Here is an 18,619-nt window from a genome sequence, read left to right on the forward strand (position 1 = left end):
TCCGGCCGCGCGACGCCTGCCTGATCACGCGTGCTGTCCGGCCGGGTCGGCGCGGAGCAACCTCAGGGTGAACGTCGCTCCCGCCCCCGGCTTGCTCGCCGCCGCGATCGTGCCGCCGTGGCCCGTCACCACCTCGCGGACCAGTGCCAGGCCGAGGCCGAACCGGCGGCCGTCGCCGTCCGAGCCGCGGGCGAACCGCTCGAAGACGCGGTCCGCGTCCGCCGCCGGGAAGCCGACACCCGTGTCGCGGACGCGCAACTCCACGTGCCGGTCGTCGGGCACACCCAGCCACACCTCGATCGAGCCGCCCGGCGGCGTGTGGCCGAGTGCGTTGTCCAGCAACGCCGACAGCACCCGGCGCAACGCCGTCGGCACTCCCTGGACCACGTACGGCCGCCGCTCGCGGGTCACCGCCAGCCGCACCTGGCTCTCGCCCGCGCGGACCGCCTCCGCCGCGACCGCCTCCTCCGCCAGCGTCCCGAGCTCCACCGGCTCCAGCGACGGCCGTTCGCCGCACGCCTGCGCCGACAACAGCAGGTCCTCGACGACCTCGCCGAGCTCCCGCGTGCCGCGTACCAGGTGATCGAGGTCCTCGGCGTCACGGCCGGACGCGCGTCGGGCCAGCAGCTGCGCCCGCGTGTGCAGCCTGGTCAGCGGCGCGCGCAGTTCGTGGGAAGCGTCGGCGACGAACGTCCGCTGCCGCCGCAGCGCGTCGGCCAGCGGGCGAATCGCCCGGCACGCCAGCACCCGCCCGCACAGCACGGCCGCCAGCAGCGCGAGCACCTCGGCGACGCCGAGCCCGAACACCAGCGACGACCGGTCCTGGATCTGGTAGCGCTCCTCGAAGAACGCCTGCGAGACGACGCCGTCACGGTTCTCCACGCGGATCGTGTACGTCATCCCTTCGAGCGACCGCCGTTCCGTGTGGACGTCACCGGGCGAGGGCACCGCGGCGTCCAGCGACGGCAGCGGCATCCCGGGCGGCACCGGGCCCGCCGGCGTGTGCGTGCCCGGCGTGAACAGCCAGACGCAGCCCGGCGGGATCGTCGCGGGACCGAGCTGGATCGTCCGGGCCAGCGTCCGGTCGGCGTCGGCGTGCTGCCCGGACAGCAGCATCCCGTAGGCGACCGCGCCCGCGACGGCCACCAGCAGCGACACGACCACGGCGATCTGCGCGGTGATCGCCCACCGCGCCCGCCGCAGGGCCCGCTCTTCGGGGTCGCCGCGGGCCTTCACACCGCGCCGATCTGGTAGCCGAGGCCGTGCACGGTCCGGACGACGTCGCGGCCGAGCTTGCGCCGCAGGTAGTACACGTAGGTGTCCACAATGGACTCACCGGTCGAGTCGGCGAACACGCGCGTGCGCAACGCGGCGCGCGGGTGGATCGCCTTGGGCCGCTGGGCCAGCGTCCGCAGCAGCTCGAACTCGCGCCCGGACAGCGTGATCCGCTCCCCGCGCGGCAGGACGACCTCGCGCCGTTGCAGGTCCAGGGCGGCCGCGCCGAGCGGGAGGCATTGCGCGCCCTCGAGGTCACGGCGGCCCAGCGCCCGCAGCCGGGCCAGCAGCTCCTCGGCCTCGAACGGCTTGACGAGGTAGTCGTCGGCACCGGCGTCGAGCCCGCCGACGCGGTCGGCCAGCTCGCCCAGCGCCGAGAGCACCAGCACGCGCGTGGTCACCGCGCGGGCCCGCAGCCGCCGGAGCAGCTCCAGCCCGTCCAGCACCGGGAGACGGCGGTCGATGATCATCACGTCGTACCGCCCGGTGAGCCCGAGGTGCAGCCCCCGCTGGCCGTCGTGGGCCGCCTCGGCTTCGTAGCCTTCGCCGGTGAGCAGCTCCGCGAGCATGCCCGCCAGTTCGCGGTCGTCTTCGACCAAGAGCACCCGCGGTTTCGTTGCCCCATCGCGCACGAACCCATACTGGCAGTGATTTTCCGAATTTGAACTATCAACTTTTCCCGGTGGCCGGCACCGGTTCCGCCGTCAGGAGTACCGCGCTGCTCCCCCGGCGGGCATCGCGCCGGTCGAGCAGGGTCAGGATCGGCGCGGTCATGATCGTGGTGACGAGCGCGACCAGCACCAGCACCGTGAACAACGCCGACGAGACGATCCCGGCGGCGAGCCCGATGTTCAGCGCGATCAGCTGCATCAGCCCCCGCGCGTTGACCAGCACGCCGACCCGCGTCGCGATCTCCGGCGGCTCGCCGGCCAGCCGGGCGGCACCCCACGAAGCGCCCAGCTTGCCGGCGATCGCGACCACCACCGTCACCAGCGCGAAGGCGAGCAGCTTCGGATCGGCCAGCAGCGCGAACCGCGTGTTCAGGCCCGAGTAGGTGAAGAAGAGCGGGACGAACACGATTCGCCCGATCGGCATCAGCTTGGCGAGCACCGCGTCGGAGGCCGCGCCGCGCGGGAACGCCACGCCGACGGTGAACGCGCCGAACACCGCGTACAGCCCGATCGTGTCGGTGAACCAGGCGGCCGCGAACAGCGTCAGCGCGGTGATCAGCACCCGCTGGTCGACGCTCACCCGCTCGCTGCCGATCATCCGGCTCAGCAGGCGCCGGCCGACGACGAACACGGCCAGCGCGAAGAGCACGCCGCCGCCCAGCGCGAGGGCGACCGGACCGGCCGACCCGGCGTGCATGCCGAGCACGACCGCCAGCAGCAGCCACGCGAGCACGTCGTCGAGCGCGCCGCAGGCCAGCGCCAGCGAGCCGAACTTCGTCGACGCGATCCCGCGTTCGGTGATGATCCGGACCATCATCGGGAACGCGGTGATCGCCACCGCCACCCCGACGAACGCGGCCGAGGTCACCGGCGAGACGCCTTCCTTGCCGATGCCGACCCACGACGTCCCGGCGACCGCGACGCCGACGCCGAGTGCCAGCGGCACCAGCGTCCCGGCCGACGAGATCGCGGCGACCGACTTCCGCGACCGCGCGATGCTCCCGAGGTTGAACTCGTAGCCCGCGCCGAACATGTAGATGACCAGGCCGATCTGGCCGCCGACGTAGAGCAGCGAGCGGATCCCGTCCGGGAACAGCGCCGCCTGCACGTGCGGCAGCAGCAGCCCGAACAGCGACGGGCCGAGCAGCACGCCCGCGACCATCTCCCCGACCACCGGCGGCTGGCCCAGCTTGACCGCGATCATGCAGACCACCCGCACGACCACGAGGATCACCACCACGGCGAGGAAGAACATCGGCGCCGCTTCGGACGGGCTCATCGGTTACCTCCGGCGAAGTAGGTGGTGCAGAGGGCCTGGCGACGGGCGTCGAGAACCATGTACGTGCCGAAGACGAGCTGGGCGAGGCTGCGCCAGACGTCCTCCCAGCGGTCGCGGACCGCGAGCCACGCCAGCGGCGCGCGGTTCCGGCGGGCGCCACGCGGGGTGAGCAGTGCGGGACCGCGGTTGGGGATCGAGCGCGTGTGACCGGCCGTCGAGGCGAGGCTGAACCGCCGCAGCACCTCGCGCGTCACGATCCGCATGGTCACCGGGGCGATCCCGCGGGCCGGGCAGGCGCGGTTCTGCGCGACGCCGAACGGGATGAAGTCCGCCTTCGCCGCCTGCGCCGCGAAGTCCGGGTAGCTGAAGCACAGCACCGTGCCCGCCGGGATGGTCAGGTGCTCCAGCTCGATGTCGGCGGTGGAGATCCGGTGCGCGATGCCGAACAGCGGGTACGCGCGCAGTCCGTCGTCGATCACGCGGGCCAGGTAGGCGTCGTCGTCCGGGTGCTCGACGAGGCGCGCCTGGACGTCCGGCCGTTGGGCGATGATCATCAGCAGGTGCGCCATCGCTTCGGACATCTGCACGACAGCGGTGTTGAAGAACGTCCCCTGCAGGTAGTACGCCTGCTCATCCGGGGTCAGGGAGGGCGGCAGCGGGTGCGGGACGTCGGTAAGCCGCCGGCGCAGGTACCGCGTCAGGCGGGCCCGGCGGCGCATGTTCCGCGGCCGCACGCATTTGAGCGCCGAGACGACGTCGTCGGCGTGCCCGACGATGAGGTCGCGGGCCTCGGGCGGGCACGGCTCGTCGAACACCAGCTCGTAGTACAGCTCCGCCCAGATCGGCATCATCTCGTCGCGCAGCCGGACCAGCCCGGGCCGGACGCCGTCGAGGACGCGCGCTGCCACCCGCCGGGTCAGCTCCTCCGAGTCCTGTTTGGACCGGACGAGGATGTGCCGGGTGCACTTGGCGACCTCGTCGTAGCGCGGCCCGGCTTCCAGGTGCTCCTGGTGCACCTGCGGGCCGGGCGCGAGCCAGTACCAGAACAGGTCCGACAGCGCGGCACCGCGGCTGCGGCCGTTCGCGGCCGGGTCGGCGTAGACGCGCTTGAAGTCCGCGGCACCGACCCGCTCGCCGGGGACGGTCAGCGTGTCCTGGCCGTTGACCAGCGCGAAGATCTTCATCCGCAGCGCCACGACCCGGTGTGGCAGCCACGCGGGCGCGGTCGCCACGGCGGCCGCGGCCAGCACCTTGCCGATCATCGCCGCACCTGGTCCGGGGTGAGGTCGGCCGGGTGCCGGCCGCCGCACATCGCGAGGGCCTGGTCGAAGTCGTCCCGCAGCAGGTTCAGGACCTGCGTGACGCCTTCGCGCCCGGCCGCGGCCAGGCCCCACACCACCGGGCGGCCGACGCCGACCGCGTCCGCGCCGAGGGCCAGCGCCTTGACGACGTCGGTGCCGCGGCGGATCCCGCCGTCGAGCAGCACGGGGATCGCGCCGCCGACCGCGGCCGCGATCTCCGGCAGCACGTCGATCGTGGCGGGCACGGTGTCGAGCTGGCGGCCGCCGTGGTTGGACACGACGATCCCGGCGACGCCGTGGTGCACCGCCAGGCGCGCGTCTTCGGGGTGGAGCACGCCCTTGACCAGCACCGGCAGCTTGGTCTTCGCGCGCAGCCACCCGATGTGGTCCCAGTTCAGCCCAGCCGACATGACGATCTCCCGGACATGGCTGGCGTTGCCGCCACTCCGGTTTTCCCCCAGGTTGCGCAGGTTCTCCACGGCCAGACCCGGCGGCAGGTCGTGGAAGTCGTTGCGGTCGTCGCGCTCGCGGCGGCCGAGCACGGGCGAATCGACCGTGACGACGAACGCCTTGACACCGGCCGCTTCCGCGCGGCGCACGATCGCCTCGGTGAACTCCAGGTCGGGCTGCAGGTACAGCTGGAACCACAGACCCGGGTCCGGCACGACCTCGCGGGCCGCCGCGGCGATGTCCTCGATCGCCGTGGTGGCGGCCATGCTGACGATCATGATCGTGCCCGCCCGCGCCGCCGCGCGAGCCGTGGCCAGTTCGCCGTCGGCGTGCGCGAGCCGGTGGAACGCCGTCGGCGCGAGCAGGATCGGCATCGAAGACGGCGTCCCGAGCAACCGGATCGAGAGGTCGCGCTTGTCGCTGCCGCGCAGTACCCGGGGCAGCAGCCGGAGGCGTTTGAAGGCTTCTTCGTTGTCGCGCACGGTGATTTCGTCCTGTGCGCCGCCCGCGAAGTAGTCGTAGTGCACCGGGTCGAGGCGCTGCCGGGCCGCCGCCTCGAACTCCGCGACCGTCCGCATCACAGCTCCCGCGTGAAGAACGCGGCCAGCGGTCCGATGTGGACCTCCTGGTCCCACTCGTTCTCGAGGTTCTCGGTGACGTGGTGGGTGGCGACCAGCTCGCCGCGGCGGTAGTGCCGCACGATCGGGTGGAGGTAGTGGCCTTCGCCGTGGTCGTTCGCCTTGTCCTGGGCGGCACGGGCGACGAAGTCGAACGGGTCGACCTTGTCGTGGTCCGGGCCGTAGTCCAGCGTGACGACGTAGGCGTCCTCCGGCGGGTTTTCGAGGACCCGGTCCACCGGCACCTCTTCGAGGTAGCGGGCGGTGTCGCCGTCGACGACCAGGACGTCACCGAGGAAGCCGAACTGCTGGTACAGCGCGGAAGTCCGGTTGATCCGGGTGATCACGGCGTCGGTCAGCGCGTCCGGCTTCGCGGGCAGCTCGGTGGCCGGCCACGGCGTGTCGTGGTACCGCTCGTTCAGCACCTTGGCCAGCGCGCGGACGCCGTAGCGAAAGCCGTGGATGAACGCGCTGGTGGCCTTCTTGAAGTCGCGGACCTGCGTGATCGTGCCCGCGAAGTACAGGCCGGGCACGTTGACGGACTCCCAGTCGGGTGTCTGCGCCGGGAAGCGGTCGTTGATGGTCAGCCGCGGGCGGCAGTCTTCGTCGAACATTGAGGCGTCGAAGCGGAAGCCGGTGCAACCGATCACGCGGTCGTAGCGGATCTCCTTGATGACCTCATCGGCTCGCGCGAAGGCGAACTTGACGTGGTAGCCGTCGGCGTCCTTGCGGATTTCGCGGACTTCGCCGTCGAGGATCGCGTGCTGCAGCTTCAGCTGGTACATGTCGAGGATGCCCGCGTTGTAAGCGCGGAGGTGGCCGACGAAGTGCGTGCGCCACGCCAGCTTCACCGGCCGCGGGCCGCCGACGTGCACGACAGCGGCCTTCTCGATCAGGTTGTCGGCCGTCTCGAAGGCGGAGTTGCCCTTGCCGAGCACGAGAACCCGCTGGCCGGTGAACTCGTCCGGGTCCACGCTGACGTCGACGTACTGGTCGATCAGCTCGACGCCGGGGAACCGCGGGATGTACGGCTTGGTCACGCCGGTGGCCATGATCAGCCGGTGCGCCCGGAATTCCGGGTCACCGGCGGTGAGGACGAAACTTCCTGCTTCGCGGCGGATGCGCGTCACGCGAGTGTCGTAGCGGACGTCGACCTTGTGCTTCTTCGCGTAGTCGGCGACGTAGCGCAGGAAGTCCGGTGCGTCCGGGAAGAGCTTGTCGCTGTAGTCGGTGAAGACCAGCTGGTCATCGTCGCCGTCGGCGAGGATCGAGTTCCAGTCCATCCGCATGCGCAGCTCCGGGTCGGCGTACCCGGTGTGCTTCTTGTTGATGGAGATGAGGGTCCGGTGCCGCGGGAACGTCTCGAAGAAGTGGCCGGGCGCGGACCCGGCCTCCAGCACGAGGTACCGGTGCCCGGCGTGGCCGAGGTGCTGCCCCAGCTGCAACCCGGCCGGCCCCGCGCCGACGACCAGATAATCGAGCACTTCCTCCGCCACGACGACCTCCTGAGGCTCGGCACCGAAGTTGATCGGCGCCGAGCCTGCTCCGGAGATCTCAGAAAAGGCTCAGAGGCGCGTTACTTCCCGGCCGCGCGAGCCAGCCGTTCCGGGTAGCGCTCCCCCGCGACCGCGTCGGCGGGTGCGGCCGCCTCGATGGCGGCGAGGTCTTCGGCCGTCAGCTCCAGGGAAGCCGCCGCCACGTTCTCCTCGAGGTACTTGCGGCGCTTGGTGCCCGGGATCGGCACGACGTCCTCGCCCCGCGACTGCACCCACGCGAGGGCGAGCTGCCCCGCCGTGACGCCCTTCTCCGCGGCCAGCTTCCGCAGCGCGTCGACGATCGCCAGGTTGCGCTCGAAGTTGCCCTCGGCGAACCGCGGCAGGCCGCGGCGCATGTCGTCCTCGGGCAGGTCCGCCACCGACTGCACCGCGCCGGTCAGGAACCCGCGGCCCAGCGGCGAGAACGGCACCACGCCGATGCCGAGCTCCCGGCACGTGTCCAGGATTTCGCCCTCGATGCCCCGCGTCCACAGCGACCATTCGCTCTGCAGCGCGGTCACCGGGTGCACGGCGTGCGCCGCGCGGATGGTCGCCGCGCTCGCCTCGGAAATCCCCGCGTACCGGATCTTCCCGGCTTCGGCCAGCTCGGCCAGCGCGCCCCAGGTCTCCTCGATCGGCGTGTCCGGATCGACGCGGTGCTGGTAGTAGAGGTCGATGTGGTCGACGCCGAGCCGGCGCAGCGACTCGTCGCAGCACTGCTTGACGTACGCGGCGTCGCCGCGCGCGCCCATCGCGCCGTCGTTCCAGACGATGCCGAACTTCGTCGCCAGCACGACTTCGTCGCGGCGGCCGGCGATCGCGCGGCCGACCAGCTCCTCGTTGACGCCGTTGGCGTAGACGTTCGCGGTGTCCAGCAGCGTGACCCCGAGCTCGAGGGCGCGGTGGATCGTCGCGATCGACTCCTCGTCGTTGTCGCGGACGCCGTAGGCCTGGCTCATCCCCATGCAGCCGAGCCCCTGGGCGCCGACCTCGAGGCCGCCGAGCTTCCTGGTCTTCACGCGGAAATCTCCTCCATGCCGGGTTCGACGCCGAGCACCTTGCGCTCGACCTGGGCGTAGTTGTCGATCTTGTAGTCGAGGATGTCGAGGCAGGCCTGCAGCTCGGCGATCCGCTCGGCGACCGACCGGCGCTGCTCCACCAGCAGGGCCTTGCGGCGGCCCGCGCTGGCCACGCCGTGACGGCGCAGCGACGCGTACTCGCGCATGCTCTTGATGGGCATCCCGGTGGTGCGGAGCTTGGTCAGGAACCCCAGCCAGTTGAGGTCGTCGTCGGAGTACGCCCGGCGGCCGGCGGTGTCCCGCGCGGGCGGGTCGAGCAGTTTGATGCGCTCGTAGTACCGGAGGGTGTCGATGGACAGTCCGCTACGTCGAGCGGCTTCCGCTATCGAGTAGCTCATGGCTCGACACTACGACCTGGAGTGCACTCCAGGTCAACTCCCGCTCCTGCCATTGGTAACACTGTTGCGCTACGCTGCGTGGATGGCGCGACCACGCACGCACGACGAAGCGCTCCGGCTGAAGCTGCTCGACCGCGCCGGCGAGCTCATCGCGGCCGACGGGCCGAAGGCGCTCTCCCTGCGCAAGCTGGCCGCCGACGCCGGGACGTCGACCACCGCCGTGTACTCCCTCTTCGGCAGCAAACCCGATCTGGTGAACGCGCTCTACACCGAGGGTTTCCGCCGGTTCGGCGCCCGCATGGCCGCCACCCCGCTGACCGGCGACCCGGTCGAGGACCTCGTCGCGCTGGGCAGCGCCTACCGCGCGAGCGCGCTGGCCGACCCGAACCTGTACGGGATCATGTTCACCAGGTCGGTCCCCGGGTTCGAGCCGAACGAAGACGCCGAGAAACTCGCCCGTGAAACGCTGAAGCCGCTGGAGCGGATCATCCGCCGGGCCATCGCCGACGGAGTCTTCGTGGACGTCCCGCCGGAGACGGTCGCGGTCGGCTGCTGGGCCTTCGTCCACGGCCTCGTGTCGCTGGAGCTGACCGGCAACCTGCCGGAGGAGTTCGACGTCACGGGCTCGTACGAGACGGCGTTGCGCGCGAACGCGTCCGGCTGGCTGCGGCCTCAGAACAGCCGCAAGGAGCCCTGACGGTCCTCGTCCGCCAGGTCGAGGTGCTCGTGTTCGCCGCCCTCGAAGTCAGCTACCGCTTCGAAGACCGTTTCCGCGAACTGGAAGCGGCCGCCCGAGCGGACCCGGGTGAAGCGGACGTCGCGGGCGAAGCGCGACCGGGAGAAGAACGCGCCCTCCTCGAAGACGGTCCGGTCGAAGTTCGCGATGTCGGTGAACTCGGTGCCGTAGAACGCCGCGCGGCGGGTGAAGCGCGCGCCGCGGATGTGGACCGCGCCGACGAACCGGGCGCGGCTGAAGTCCGCCGCGGCCAGGGTGCAGCCGCTCAGGCGGAAGTCGACGAGGGTGGCTCGCTGCAGGTCGATCGACATGCCGGGCCAGTAGCCTGCCGTGTCGTGGCTCAGGTGGGTCTTGAGCAGCTCCTGCACGGCCAGGCGGACCAGGAGCTCGGGGTCGGTGTCGCCCAGTTCCGCGACGGTCCGGCCGCGCAGGCCCGTCACCGGGCCCGCGAACGGCATCCGCAGGGCGGCGCACCACACGTTGACGATCATCTGGCGCTGCTTCGGGTTGTCCTGCCCGAGCCGTTCCAGCGCGTAGAGGCCGCCGAGCCGCACCGGCGCCTTGTCGCTGCCCAGCTGCTCGACGGCCTTCGTGTACAGCTCGGTGACCCGGCGTTCCTCCAGGTCACGGGTCGTCTCGGCCAGCTGCAGCTCGAGAGTGCGCTGCCGGCGCGTCGCCAGCCACAGCGCGAACACCCCGCCCGCGCCCGCGCCGACGCCGAACGCCGTCTTGACCGCGTCGATCCGCACCGGCGCGTCCGGGCGTCCCGACCAGGCCAGGAACAGCCAGAGGAGCACGCCGGTGACGACCGCGACCGCGGCGGCGGTCACGGCGATCCACCGCCACTTCAGCACCGGCAACGGCTCAGACGGCGCCGTACTGGCGGTCACCGGCGTCGCCGAGGCCCGGGACGATGAAGCCCGAGTCGTTGAGGCGCTCGTCGATGCTCGCGGTGACCACGCGGACCGGCAGGCCGGTCTTCTCCAGGTGCGCCAGGCCTTCCGGCGCGGCCAGCGCGCAGATCGCCGTGACGTCGTCGGCGCCGCGGTCGGTGAGCAGCCGGATCGTGTACTCCATCGAGCCGCCCGTGGCCAGCATCGGGTCGAGCACCATGACCGGCCGGTCGGCGAGCGATTCCGGCAGCGACTCGAGGTACGGCGTCGGCTTCAGCGTCTCCTCGTCGCGTGCGAGGCCGACGAAGCCCATCTGCGCGTCCGGGATCAGCTTGTGCGCCTGGTCGGCCATGCCCAGCCCGGCGCGCAGCACCGGGACCAGCAGCGGCGGCTTGGCCAGCCGGTAGCCGTCGGTGCGGGCGACCGGCGTGTGGATCCGCTCGGTCTTCACCGGCACGTCGCGCGTGGCTTCGTAGACCAGCATGACGGTCAGCTCGTGCAGCGCGGCCCGGAACGCGGCGCTGTCGGTGCGCGCGTCGCGCATCGTGGAGAGCCGGGCCTTCGCGAGGGGGTGGTCGACGACGTGCACATCCATGCGGGTCAATCTAGCTGTTTCGCGAAGCTCTTCACCCAGCCGCGCTGCCAGGGCGTTTCGACGGCTCGCTCGTGGTAGTGCGCTCGCGTCCAGGCGACGGCTCGGTGGGCGGGGACGCCGGAGAGCACCGCGAGGCAGGCCATGACCGTGCCGGTCCGGCCGGCGCCGCCGTAGCAGGCGACCTCGACGGTCTGGGTCTTCGCCCGCTCGTGCAGGGCCTTGATCTTCCGGCGCGCTTCGGCGGGGCGGGTGGGCAGCAGGAAGTCGGGCCAGGTGACCCACTCGTGCGGCCACGTGATGCCGCCGCCGTACTTGCGCCGCAGCTTGCTCGTTCCCAGGTAGAGCCCGAAATCGGGCTCGGGTCCGTCGGGGCGTGGGCGCGCCAGCCCACGCCCGTGCACGCGGGTGCCGTCCGGAAACTCGACCATGGGGTAAGTGTCCTCCGGAAGATGGACACGGTGGGTGGTTTTCGCCGCTAAGCTGCGCCGGGTGAGCGAACTGACGCCCGACCAGATGCGGGCTTCCGACGCGGACCGCGAACGCGTCGCCCAGGTGCTGCACAACGCCCTCTCGGAAGGGCGGATCACGGTCAACGAGCTGGAAGAGCGGCTCTCGACGGTCTACGCGGCGAAGACGCTCGGCGAGCTGAAGCCGGTGACGGCGGACCTGCCGTCCGCGGCGGCGGCCGTCGAGCCGGCGACGACGCGGGCACTGGGCTACCCGGACCAGCGCATCGGCGGCCACCCGGGCTCCCCGGTGTCGATCGGCGTGCTGTCGGGCGCGGTCCGCAAGGGCAGCTGGGTCCTGCCCCCGCAGCACAACAGCTTCGCGTTCTGGGGCGGCACGGAGATCGACCTGCGCCAGGCCCGTTTCGCGGACAAGCACAGCACGATCACGGCGGTCGCCATCATGGGCGGCATCCAGATCACGGTCCCGGACGACGTGAACGTCGACGTCACGGGCATCGGCCTGATGGGCGGCTTCGTGCTGGAGGACAAGTCGGGAGCGCCGCCGGCACCTCCGACGGCACCGACGGTGAAGGTGAACGGACTGGCCTTCTGGGGAGGCGTCGTCGTGTACCGGAAGCCGGCCCAGCGTTCGGAGCCGCCGCAGATCGAAGGGGCCTGACCGGTCCCGAGCGCCCCAATGCGGCCTTCGGTGCGTGAGACGCAACCAAGGCCGCCTTGGGGCGCTCGTCGCCGGTGACATGCCAAGCCGGACCGTCACATCCCTCCGGCACTGTCGGACCCGCCGCCTAGACTCAGCGGCATGACAGCCACGACCAGCACGTCAGCGGCGCCGGCCACCCCGGCACCGCTGGTGGACGCGACTCGCGACGACGCGAGCCTGCGCCGCTTCCTGCTCGGGCTGCCCGGTGTCGACCAGGTCGGCGTCGAGCAGCGCGCGGCGGGCCTCGGCACGCGCAGCATCAAGAAGGACGCCAAGCGGTGGGCCATCGACACCGCCATCTCCATGGTCGACCTGACCACGCTGGAGGGCGCCGACACCCAGGGCAAGGTCCGGGCGCTCGCCGCGAAGGCCGTCCGGCCCGATCCCGAGCGGCAGGACACCCCGCGCGTCGCCGCCGTCTGCGTGTATCCCGACCTGGTCGCCACCGCCGTCGAGGCCCTCAAGGGCAGCGGTGTGCACGTCGCGAGCGTCGCCACCGGCTTTCCCGCCGGGCGCACCAGCCGCGAGGTCAAGCTGGCCGACACCCGGCTCGCCGTCGAGTCCGGCGCCGACGAGGTCGACATGGTGATCGACCGCGGCGCCTTCCTCGAGGGCCGCTACATGGACGTCTTCGAGGAGATCCAGACCGTCAAAGCCGCCTGCGGGGAGGCCCATCTGAAGGTCATCCTCGAGACCGGCGAGCTGGCGACGTACGACAACGTGCGGCGCGCGTCGTGGCTGGCGCTGCTCGCCGGCGGCGACTTCATCAAGACCTCCACCGGCAAGGTCTCCCCCGCCGCGACGCTGCCGGTCACCCACATCATGCTGCAGGCCGTCCACGACTGGCACCGGCAGACCGGGCAGCTGCGCGGCGTCAAGCCCGCGGGCGGCATCCGGACGACGAAGGACGCGATCAAGTACCTGGTCGCGGTGCACGAGGTCGCCGGCGAGCAGTGGCTGACCCCGGACCTGTTCCGGTTCGGCGCGTCCAGCCTGCTCAACGACCTGCTGCTGCAGCGCCGCACCCAGGTGGACGGCCACTACAGCGGCCCCGACTACGTGACGGTGGACTGATGCCCGTTTTCGAATACGCGCCGGCGCCGGAGTCCCGGGCCATCGCGAACCTGAAGGACTCCTACAAGCCGTTCGTGAACGGCGAGTTCGTCGACGGCTCGGGTGAGCCGCTCAAGACGATCAACCCGGCCACCGAAGAGGTGCTCGCCGAGGTCGGCACGGCCTCGAAGTCCGATGTGGACACCGCGGTGAAGGCCGCGCGCAAGGCGTACGACGGTGTCTGGTCCAAGATGCCGGGCACCGAGCGCGCGAAGTACCTCTTCCGCATCGCGCGGCTGATCCAGGAGCGCTCGCGCGAGCTGGCCGTGCTGGAGAGCCTCGACAACGGCAAGCCGATCAAGGAGTCGCGCGACTCCGACGTCCCGACCGCGGCCGCCCACTTCTTCTACCACGCGGGCTGGGCCGACAAGCTGGAGTACGCCGGCTACGGGCCGTCGCCGAAGCCGCTGGGTGTCGCGGGCCAGATCATCCCGTGGAACTTCCCGCTGCTGATGCTGGCCTGGAAGATCGCGCCCGCACTGGCCACGGGCAACACCGTCGTGCTGAAGCCGGCGGAGACGACCCCGCTGACCGCGCTGGTCTTCGCGGAGATCTGCCAGCAAGCCGAGCTGCCGCCGGGCGTGGTGAACATCCTCCCGGGCGCGGGCGACATCGGCGCGTCCATTGTGGAGCATCCGGGCATCGACAAGATCGCCTTCACCGGCTCGACCGAGGTCGGCAAGGCGATCCAGCGCCAGGTCGCGGGCACGCCGAAGAAGCTGACGCTGGAGCTGGGCGGCAAGGCGGCGAACGTCGTGTTCGAGGACGCGCCGCTCGACCAGGCCATCGAGGGCATCGTCAACGGCATCTTCTTCAACCAGGGCCACGTCTGCTGCGCGGGCTCACGGCTGCTGGTCCAGGAGTCCATTGCGGACGAAGTGCTGGAGAAGCTGCGGTACCGGGTGTCCACGTTGCGCATCGGCGACCCGCTGGACAAGAACACGGACATCGGCGCGATCAACTCCGCCGAGCAGCTGGCGAAGATCCGCGGGCTCGTCGAGTCGGGTGACGCCGAAGGCGCGCAGCGCTGGACCAGCCCGTGCCCGGTGCCGGAGCGCGGGTTCTTCTTCGCCCCGACGGTGTTCGCCAACGTCCACCAGTCGATGCGGATCGCGCGCGAGGAGATCTTCGGCCCGGTGCTGTCGGTGCTGACGTTCCGCACGCCGGACGAAGCCGTCGCGAAGGCGAACAACACGCCGTACGGGCTCTCGGCGGGCATCTGGACCGAAAAGGGCTCCCGGATCCTGTGGATGGCGAACCAGCTGCGCGCCGGCGTGGTCTGGGCCAACACCTTCAACCGCTTCGACCCCGCCGCGCCGTTCGGCGGCTACCAGGAATCCGGCTTCGGGCGCGAAGGCGGCCGCACCGGGCTGGAGGCTTACCTCGATGTCTGACCGTATTTCCGTCGCGAAGACGTACAAGCTGTACATCGGCGGCAAGTTCCCCCGTTCGGAGTCCGGCCGGGTGTACCCGGTGACGGACGGCAAGGGCAAGTTCCTGGCGAACGCGGCGCACGCGTCCCGCAAGGACGTCCGCGACGCGGTGGTGGCGGCCCGCAAGGCGTTCCCGGGCTGGTCGAGCGCGACGGCGTACAACCGCGGCCAGGTGCTCTACCGGGTGGCCGAGGTGCTGGAGGGCCGCCGCGACCAGTTCGTCGCGGAGGTCTCGGCATCGGAAGGCCTGGCCGCGAAGAAGGCCGAGTCCCTTGTGGACGCTTCGATCGACCGCTGGGTCTGGTACGCGGGCTGGACCGACAAGATCGCCACGGTCCTCGGCGCGGCGAACCCGGTGGCGGGCCCGTATTTCTCGTTCACGGTCCCGGAGCCGACCGGCGTGGCCGGGGTACTGGCCCCGCAGGGGTCGTCGTTGCTGGGCCTGGTCAGCGTGCTGGCCCCGGTACTGGCGACGGGCTCGACGGCGGTGGTGGTCTCGAGTGCGGAGCGCCCCTTGCCGGCGATCACGCTGTCGGAGGTCCTGGCGACATCGGACGTCCCGGCGGGTGTGGCGAACATCCTGACGGGCCGGGCTTCGGAGCTGGGCCCGTGGCTGGCGTCCCACGCGGACGTCAACGCCCTGGACCCGACAGGAGCGGCCCCGCAGGACCGCCCGGGACTGACGCGCGAAGCGGCGAACACGGTGAAGCGGGTGCTGACGGTCCCGGAGGCGGAGCCGGACTGGACGGCGGCGCCGGACCTGACCCGGCTCCGGAGGTACCTGGAGGCGAAGACGGTCTGGCACCCCCTGGGCGTCTGATGTCGTGAGCGGAGGCCACCACCCGTTCGGCCGGGTGGTGGCCTTCATTCTTGTGGTGGATTCTCCGCGGAGCGCTGTCGATCCATGTCGCGGCCCGGCCAGGTCCGGCGGGTTCAGCCGTCGTTGCAGTTCGACCCGGGCCGGAAGGATCCGGCCGCCCAGCTTGACGACGTCGAAGAGGTCGCACGCCACCTGCACAGCCTTGGCAGGCGCTGCTGGATCGACGGCTCCGACGTGGCGGACCAGCCCGGCTTCGGCGCCGGTGGCGCGACGCCAGCAAGCCGGTCGCGTTCGCGACCTCGCACCATCTCGCCTACCTGGCCACTCGCGACGCGGCCTGACGCCGTCAGCTCATCGTCACCGAGAAGTCCGTCAGCGTGAATCTCGCCTTGCCGCCGCCCGTCGAGCAGAACTCGATTCCGTAGCCGATCTGGTTCACCGTCGGGTTCGGGGGGATCAGGCCCTTGCCGACCGCCCACGCGATCATCGCCTTCAGGTCCACGCTGCCCGAGTACTGCGTCGCCCTCGACACGAACGCCACGTAACCCTCGTCGTCCGCCCAGACGTCGTACGTCGTCCCGGCCGCCGTGTACGTCGTCAGCTTGTCTCCCGACGGGACCTGCTTCCGGTTCTCCGTCCACACCATCAGCTCGCTGACGCCCTTGCCGTCACCCACGCCGTTCAGCCACACGTCGTACGCCACGTCGTAGACTCCGACGCCCGGGCCGCGGCCCGCGAACGTCGACCTGATCACCGAAAAGTCGTTGACCGGCTTCCCATTCTGATTGTTTATGTCCTTGTGCACGTTCGGATAGGTTTTCACCGACGTCGAGTCCGGCTGGGTGGATTCGACGAACCAGTTGTCGTACGCGCACGCGTGCAATGTTTCCGGGCCCGCCTCGCCCGCGTTCCACATGTTGTTGTGGACGTAGTAGCCGCCGTTCGCCCAGCCGCCGTCGGGTTCGCTCGTCGTGAACTCCGGGCTGCGACAGCTGCGCACCGGCGTTGCCGACGGCGGCGCCGGGGGCGGGACCACCGCACGGGACGAAGGCGCAGGTGACACTGAGGTCGCCGGTGGCACGGACACCGCAGGCGAGGAGGCCGGCACGGCCGGGGAAACCGGAGCAGCCGCACCGGCGACCGGCCCGCCACCACATCCCGCGACCGTCAGAAAGGGAATCGCCAACCAGCAGGACAGCATTCTTCGTCGCATTTTCCCGCCCGCAACCCGAATTCGGCAGAACGAGGCGGAACACTAACAGAAGAATCAGGCGGGATCGAGGTCCCGCGAAGTGATCGGCCGCCCCGGCAGTTCGCTGCCCGGCCGGGCGCCGAGGCCGTCGATCATGATTCCGACGCAGCGCCGGGCCGCCAGCTCGGCCACCTCCGGCGTCTTCGCGCGGACCTGCCGCAGCAGCGTCGCGAACAGGATCGCGATGTCGCCCGCGCCGACGTCCTCGCGCAGCTTGCCCTCGGCCTTGGCGCCGTCGACGAACTCGTCGAGCACCGCCAGGATGTCGTCACGCAGCCGGCGGACCTCGGGGTCGTTCTTCAGGATCACCAGCGCCCGCGGCGACACCATCGCCAGCTGGACGCTCAGCTGCAGCTCCACCGACTGCCGCAGCAGCCGCTCCAGCGCGCGCCACGACGATGTCTCCTCGGCCGCGATCGCCCTCGCGTCGATGAGCACGCGCTCGAAGTTGTCCATCGCGACCGCGCGGATCAGCGCGTCGCGGTCCGGGAAGCGGCGGTACAGCGTGCCCACGCCGACGCCGGCCGCGCGGGCGATCTCCTCCATCGGCACCTCGGGACCGGAGACGGCGAAGATGGTCTTCGCGGCGGCCAGGATCTGGTCGCGGTTGCGGCGCGCGTCCGCCCGCAGGGTGGTCTCGGGGTCTGCCGTCATGCCGTTCGCCTTCCGATGGATCGCGCGCGCTGATTCTCGCACGGTCAGGCGGCCACGCACTGGGTCCACACCACGTCACCCGTTAGCTAGTGGACGACTTCCTTCCGCTTCGGTACGTTGGGCCCTGGAACCGGAATGTAATCCTCCGCATACTTTACGTCCGTTTTAGGGGGCCCGAAATGACCGAAGTCGCCGAACCTGCCACGCGGGAAGACGTCTTTCCGCTGGAGCGGAGCTGCCCGTTCGCTCCGCCGCCGGCCTACGAGAAGCTCCGCGCGGCCGGGCCGGTGCACCGCGTCGAGCTGCAGTCCGGCCAGGAGGCCTGGGCCATCACCCGGCTCGAGGACGTCCGGCAGATGCTGACCGACCCGCGGTTCAGCTCCGACCGGTTCAACCCGGGCTTCCCGTTCCTGACCAAGCAGGGCCGCCCGGTGCGGCGGAACAACTTCACCGCGTCACTGATCAACATGGACCCGCCGGAGCACACCGCCGCCCGCCGCGAGGTCGTCGGCGAGTTCACCGTCAAGCGGATGAAGGCGCTGCAGCCGCGGATCCAGCAGATCGTCGACGAGCACATCGACGCGATCCTGGCCGGCCCGAAGCCCGCCGACCTCGTGTCCGCGCTGAGCCTGCCGGTGCCGTCGCTGGTCATCTGCGAGCTGCTCGGCGTCCCGTACGCCGACCACGAGTTCTTCCAGGTCCGCAGCTCGACGCTGCTCAACCGCGACGTCGACCAGGAGGTCCGCGTCCAGGCCGTCGACGAGCTGCAGGAGTACCTCGACCAGCTGGTCGCCAAGAAGGAGGCCGAGCCGTCCGACGACCTGCTCGGCCGCCAGATCCGCAAGCAGCGCGAGGAGCACGGCGCCGCCGACCACGACTCGCTCGTCTCGCTGGCCTTCCTGCTGCTCATCGCCGGGCACGAGACGACGGCGAACATGATCTCGCTCGGCACGGTCGCGCTGCTGGAGAACCCGGACCAGCTCGAGATCATCAAGAACGACCCGGGCAAGACGCTCGACGCGGTCGAGGAGCTGCTGCGGTACTTCACGATCGCCGAGTTCGCGACCTCGCGCGTCGCCACCGAGGACGTCGAGATCGGCGGGCAGCTGATCCGCGCCGGCGAGGGCGTCCTCGGCCTGAGCTACTCCGGCAACCGCGACGAAGCCGCGTTCCAGGACGCCGACAAGCTCGACCTCGAGCGCGGCGCGCGCCACCACGTCGCGTTCGGCTTCGGGCCGCACCAGTGCCTCGGCCAGAACCTGGCCCGGATGGAGCTGCAGATCGTCTTCGACACGCTGTTCCGCCGCATCCCCGAGCTGAAGCTGGCCGCGCCGGTCGACCAGCTGCCGTTCAAGCACGACTCGTCGATCTTCGGCCTCTACTGCCTGCCCGTGACCTGGTGAGGGGG

19 protein-coding genes are annotated in these 18,619 nt (G+C 70.9%); 6 read left to right on the plus strand and 13 right to left on the minus strand.

What is annotated here, in order from left to right; translation table 11 throughout:
- Positions 1 to 24 precede the first annotated feature (24 nt).
- The 8 genes from BT341_RS01750 to BT341_RS01785 all read right to left on the minus strand — a co-directional run bounded on the left by BT341_RS01750 (position 25) and on the right by BT341_RS01785 (position 8,545).
- Positions 25 to 1,236, minus strand: coding sequence for a sensor histidine kinase (locus tag BT341_RS01750; protein WP_072474594.1), 1,212 nt, complete (start codon positions 1,234 to 1,236; stop codon positions 25 to 27).
- Positions 1,233 to 1,880: a response regulator transcription factor gene (locus BT341_RS01755; protein WP_072474595.1), complete on the minus strand. Its 648-nt coding sequence runs from the start codon at positions 1,878 to 1,880 to the stop codon at positions 1,233 to 1,235. The genes BT341_RS01750 and BT341_RS01755 overlap by 4 nt, the downstream gene beginning before the upstream one ends.
- A 64-nt stretch (positions 1,881 to 1,944) precedes the next feature.
- The gene (locus BT341_RS01760) at positions 1,945 to 3,225 is read right to left on the minus strand and encodes a cation:proton antiporter (RefSeq protein ID WP_072474596.1); all 1,281 of its coding nucleotides are present in this window, start codon (positions 3,223 to 3,225) and stop codon (positions 1,945 to 1,947) included.
- On the minus strand, positions 3,222 to 4,487 hold the full coding sequence (locus tag BT341_RS01765; protein ID WP_072474597.1) for a cytochrome P450 family protein: 1,266 nt from the start codon (positions 4,485 to 4,487) through the stop codon (positions 3,222 to 3,224). Before BT341_RS01765 ends, BT341_RS01760 begins: the two co-directional genes overlap by 4 nt.
- Positions 4,484 to 5,554: an alpha-hydroxy acid oxidase gene (locus BT341_RS01770; protein WP_072474598.1), complete on the minus strand. Its 1,071-nt coding sequence runs from the start codon at positions 5,552 to 5,554 to the stop codon at positions 4,484 to 4,486. Before BT341_RS01770 ends, BT341_RS01765 begins: the two co-directional genes overlap by 4 nt.
- Positions 5,554 to 7,089: an NAD(P)-binding domain-containing protein gene (locus tag BT341_RS01775; protein ID WP_072474599.1), complete on the minus strand. Its 1,536-nt coding sequence runs from the start codon at positions 7,087 to 7,089 to the stop codon at positions 5,554 to 5,556. The genes BT341_RS01770 and BT341_RS01775 overlap by 1 nt, the downstream gene beginning before the upstream one ends.
- A gap of 80 nt (positions 7,090 to 7,169) precedes the next feature.
- A complete protein-coding gene (locus BT341_RS01780; RefSeq protein WP_177329034.1) occupies positions 7,170 to 8,093 on the minus strand; it encodes an aldo/keto reductase in 924 nt (307 codons plus the stop codon).
- Between the two features lie 50 nt (positions 8,094 to 8,143).
- Positions 8,144 to 8,545 (minus strand): MerR family transcriptional regulator, encoded by a 402-nt coding sequence (locus BT341_RS01785; RefSeq protein ID WP_072474601.1) that lies wholly within the window; start codon positions 8,543 to 8,545, stop codon positions 8,144 to 8,146.
- Between the two features lie 82 nt (positions 8,546 to 8,627).
- Here BT341_RS01785 and BT341_RS01790 point away from each other — a divergent pair, with 82 nt between their 5' ends.
- Complete coding sequence (locus BT341_RS01790; protein WP_072474602.1) at positions 8,628 to 9,242, plus strand: TetR/AcrR family transcriptional regulator; 615 nt, start codon at positions 8,628 to 8,630, stop codon at positions 9,240 to 9,242.
- Here BT341_RS01790 and BT341_RS01795 read toward each other — a convergent pair.
- Genes BT341_RS01795 through BT341_RS01805 form a run of 3 tightly spaced genes read right to left on the minus strand, consistent with a single transcriptional unit; the run spans position 9,218 to position 11,197 of the window.
- Positions 9,218 to 10,111, minus strand: a complete 894-nt coding sequence (locus tag BT341_RS01795) for a pentapeptide repeat-containing protein (protein ID WP_072481735.1) — start codon at positions 10,109 to 10,111, stop codon at positions 9,218 to 9,220. The genes BT341_RS01790 and BT341_RS01795 overlap by 25 nt on opposite strands.
- Before the next feature lie 34 nt (positions 10,112 to 10,145).
- The gene (upp, locus tag BT341_RS01800) at positions 10,146 to 10,769 is read right to left on the minus strand and encodes a uracil phosphoribosyltransferase (RefSeq protein WP_072474603.1); all 624 of its coding nucleotides are present in this window, start codon (positions 10,767 to 10,769) and stop codon (positions 10,146 to 10,148) included.
- A 5-nt stretch (positions 10,770 to 10,774) separates the two neighbouring features.
- On the minus strand, positions 10,775 to 11,197 hold the full coding sequence (locus BT341_RS01805) for a protein-tyrosine phosphatase family protein (protein ID WP_072474604.1): 423 nt from the start codon (positions 11,195 to 11,197) through the stop codon (positions 10,775 to 10,777).
- Between the two features lie 85 nt (positions 11,198 to 11,282).
- On the opposite strand from BT341_RS01805, the gene BT341_RS01810 reads away from it, so the two are divergent.
- From BT341_RS01810 to BT341_RS01825, 4 genes are all read left to right on the plus strand, one after another.
- Positions 11,283 to 11,897 (plus strand): DUF1707 SHOCT-like domain-containing protein, encoded by a 615-nt coding sequence (locus tag BT341_RS01810; RefSeq protein ID WP_072481734.1) that lies wholly within the window; start codon positions 11,283 to 11,285, stop codon positions 11,895 to 11,897.
- 141 nt (positions 11,898 to 12,038) lie between these two features.
- Positions 12,039 to 13,013 carry a deoxyribose-phosphate aldolase gene (gene deoC, locus BT341_RS01815; RefSeq protein ID WP_072474605.1) on the plus strand — a complete coding sequence of 325 codons (975 nt, stop codon included), beginning with the start codon at positions 12,039 to 12,041 and terminating at the stop codon, positions 13,011 to 13,013.
- On the plus strand, positions 13,013 to 14,446 hold the full coding sequence (locus BT341_RS01820; protein ID WP_072474606.1) for an aldehyde dehydrogenase family protein: 1,434 nt from the start codon (positions 13,013 to 13,015) through the stop codon (positions 14,444 to 14,446). The genes deoC and BT341_RS01820 overlap by 1 nt, the downstream gene beginning before the upstream one ends.
- Positions 14,439 to 15,305 (plus strand): aldehyde dehydrogenase family protein, encoded by an 867-nt coding sequence (locus BT341_RS01825; protein WP_072474607.1) that lies wholly within the window; start codon positions 14,439 to 14,441, stop codon positions 15,303 to 15,305. The genes BT341_RS01820 and BT341_RS01825 overlap by 8 nt, the downstream gene beginning before the upstream one ends.
- 346 nt (positions 15,306 to 15,651) lie before the next feature.
- Here the strand turns inward: BT341_RS01825 and BT341_RS01830 are convergent, their stop codons facing one another.
- A complete protein-coding gene (locus tag BT341_RS01830) occupies positions 15,652 to 16,305 on the minus strand; it encodes a GH12 family glycosyl hydrolase domain-containing protein (RefSeq protein ID WP_245804866.1) in 654 nt (217 codons plus the stop codon).
- Positions 16,306 to 16,572: 267 nt separating this feature from the next.
- Positions 16,573 to 17,211, minus strand: a complete 639-nt coding sequence (locus tag BT341_RS01835; protein ID WP_072474609.1) for a TetR/AcrR family transcriptional regulator — start codon at positions 17,209 to 17,211, stop codon at positions 16,573 to 16,575.
- A gap of 179 nt (positions 17,212 to 17,390) precedes the next feature.
- Between BT341_RS01835 and BT341_RS01840 the strand changes: the two genes are divergently transcribed.
- On the plus strand, positions 17,391 to 18,614 hold the full coding sequence (locus BT341_RS01840; RefSeq protein ID WP_072474610.1) for a cytochrome P450: 1,224 nt from the start codon (positions 17,391 to 17,393) through the stop codon (positions 18,612 to 18,614).
- The last annotated feature ends 5 nt before the right edge of the window (positions 18,615 to 18,619 follow it).

The organism is Amycolatopsis australiensis (genome assembly GCF_900119165.1).
Lineage (GTDB): Bacteria > Actinomycetota > Actinomycetes > Mycobacteriales > Pseudonocardiaceae > Amycolatopsis > Amycolatopsis australiensis.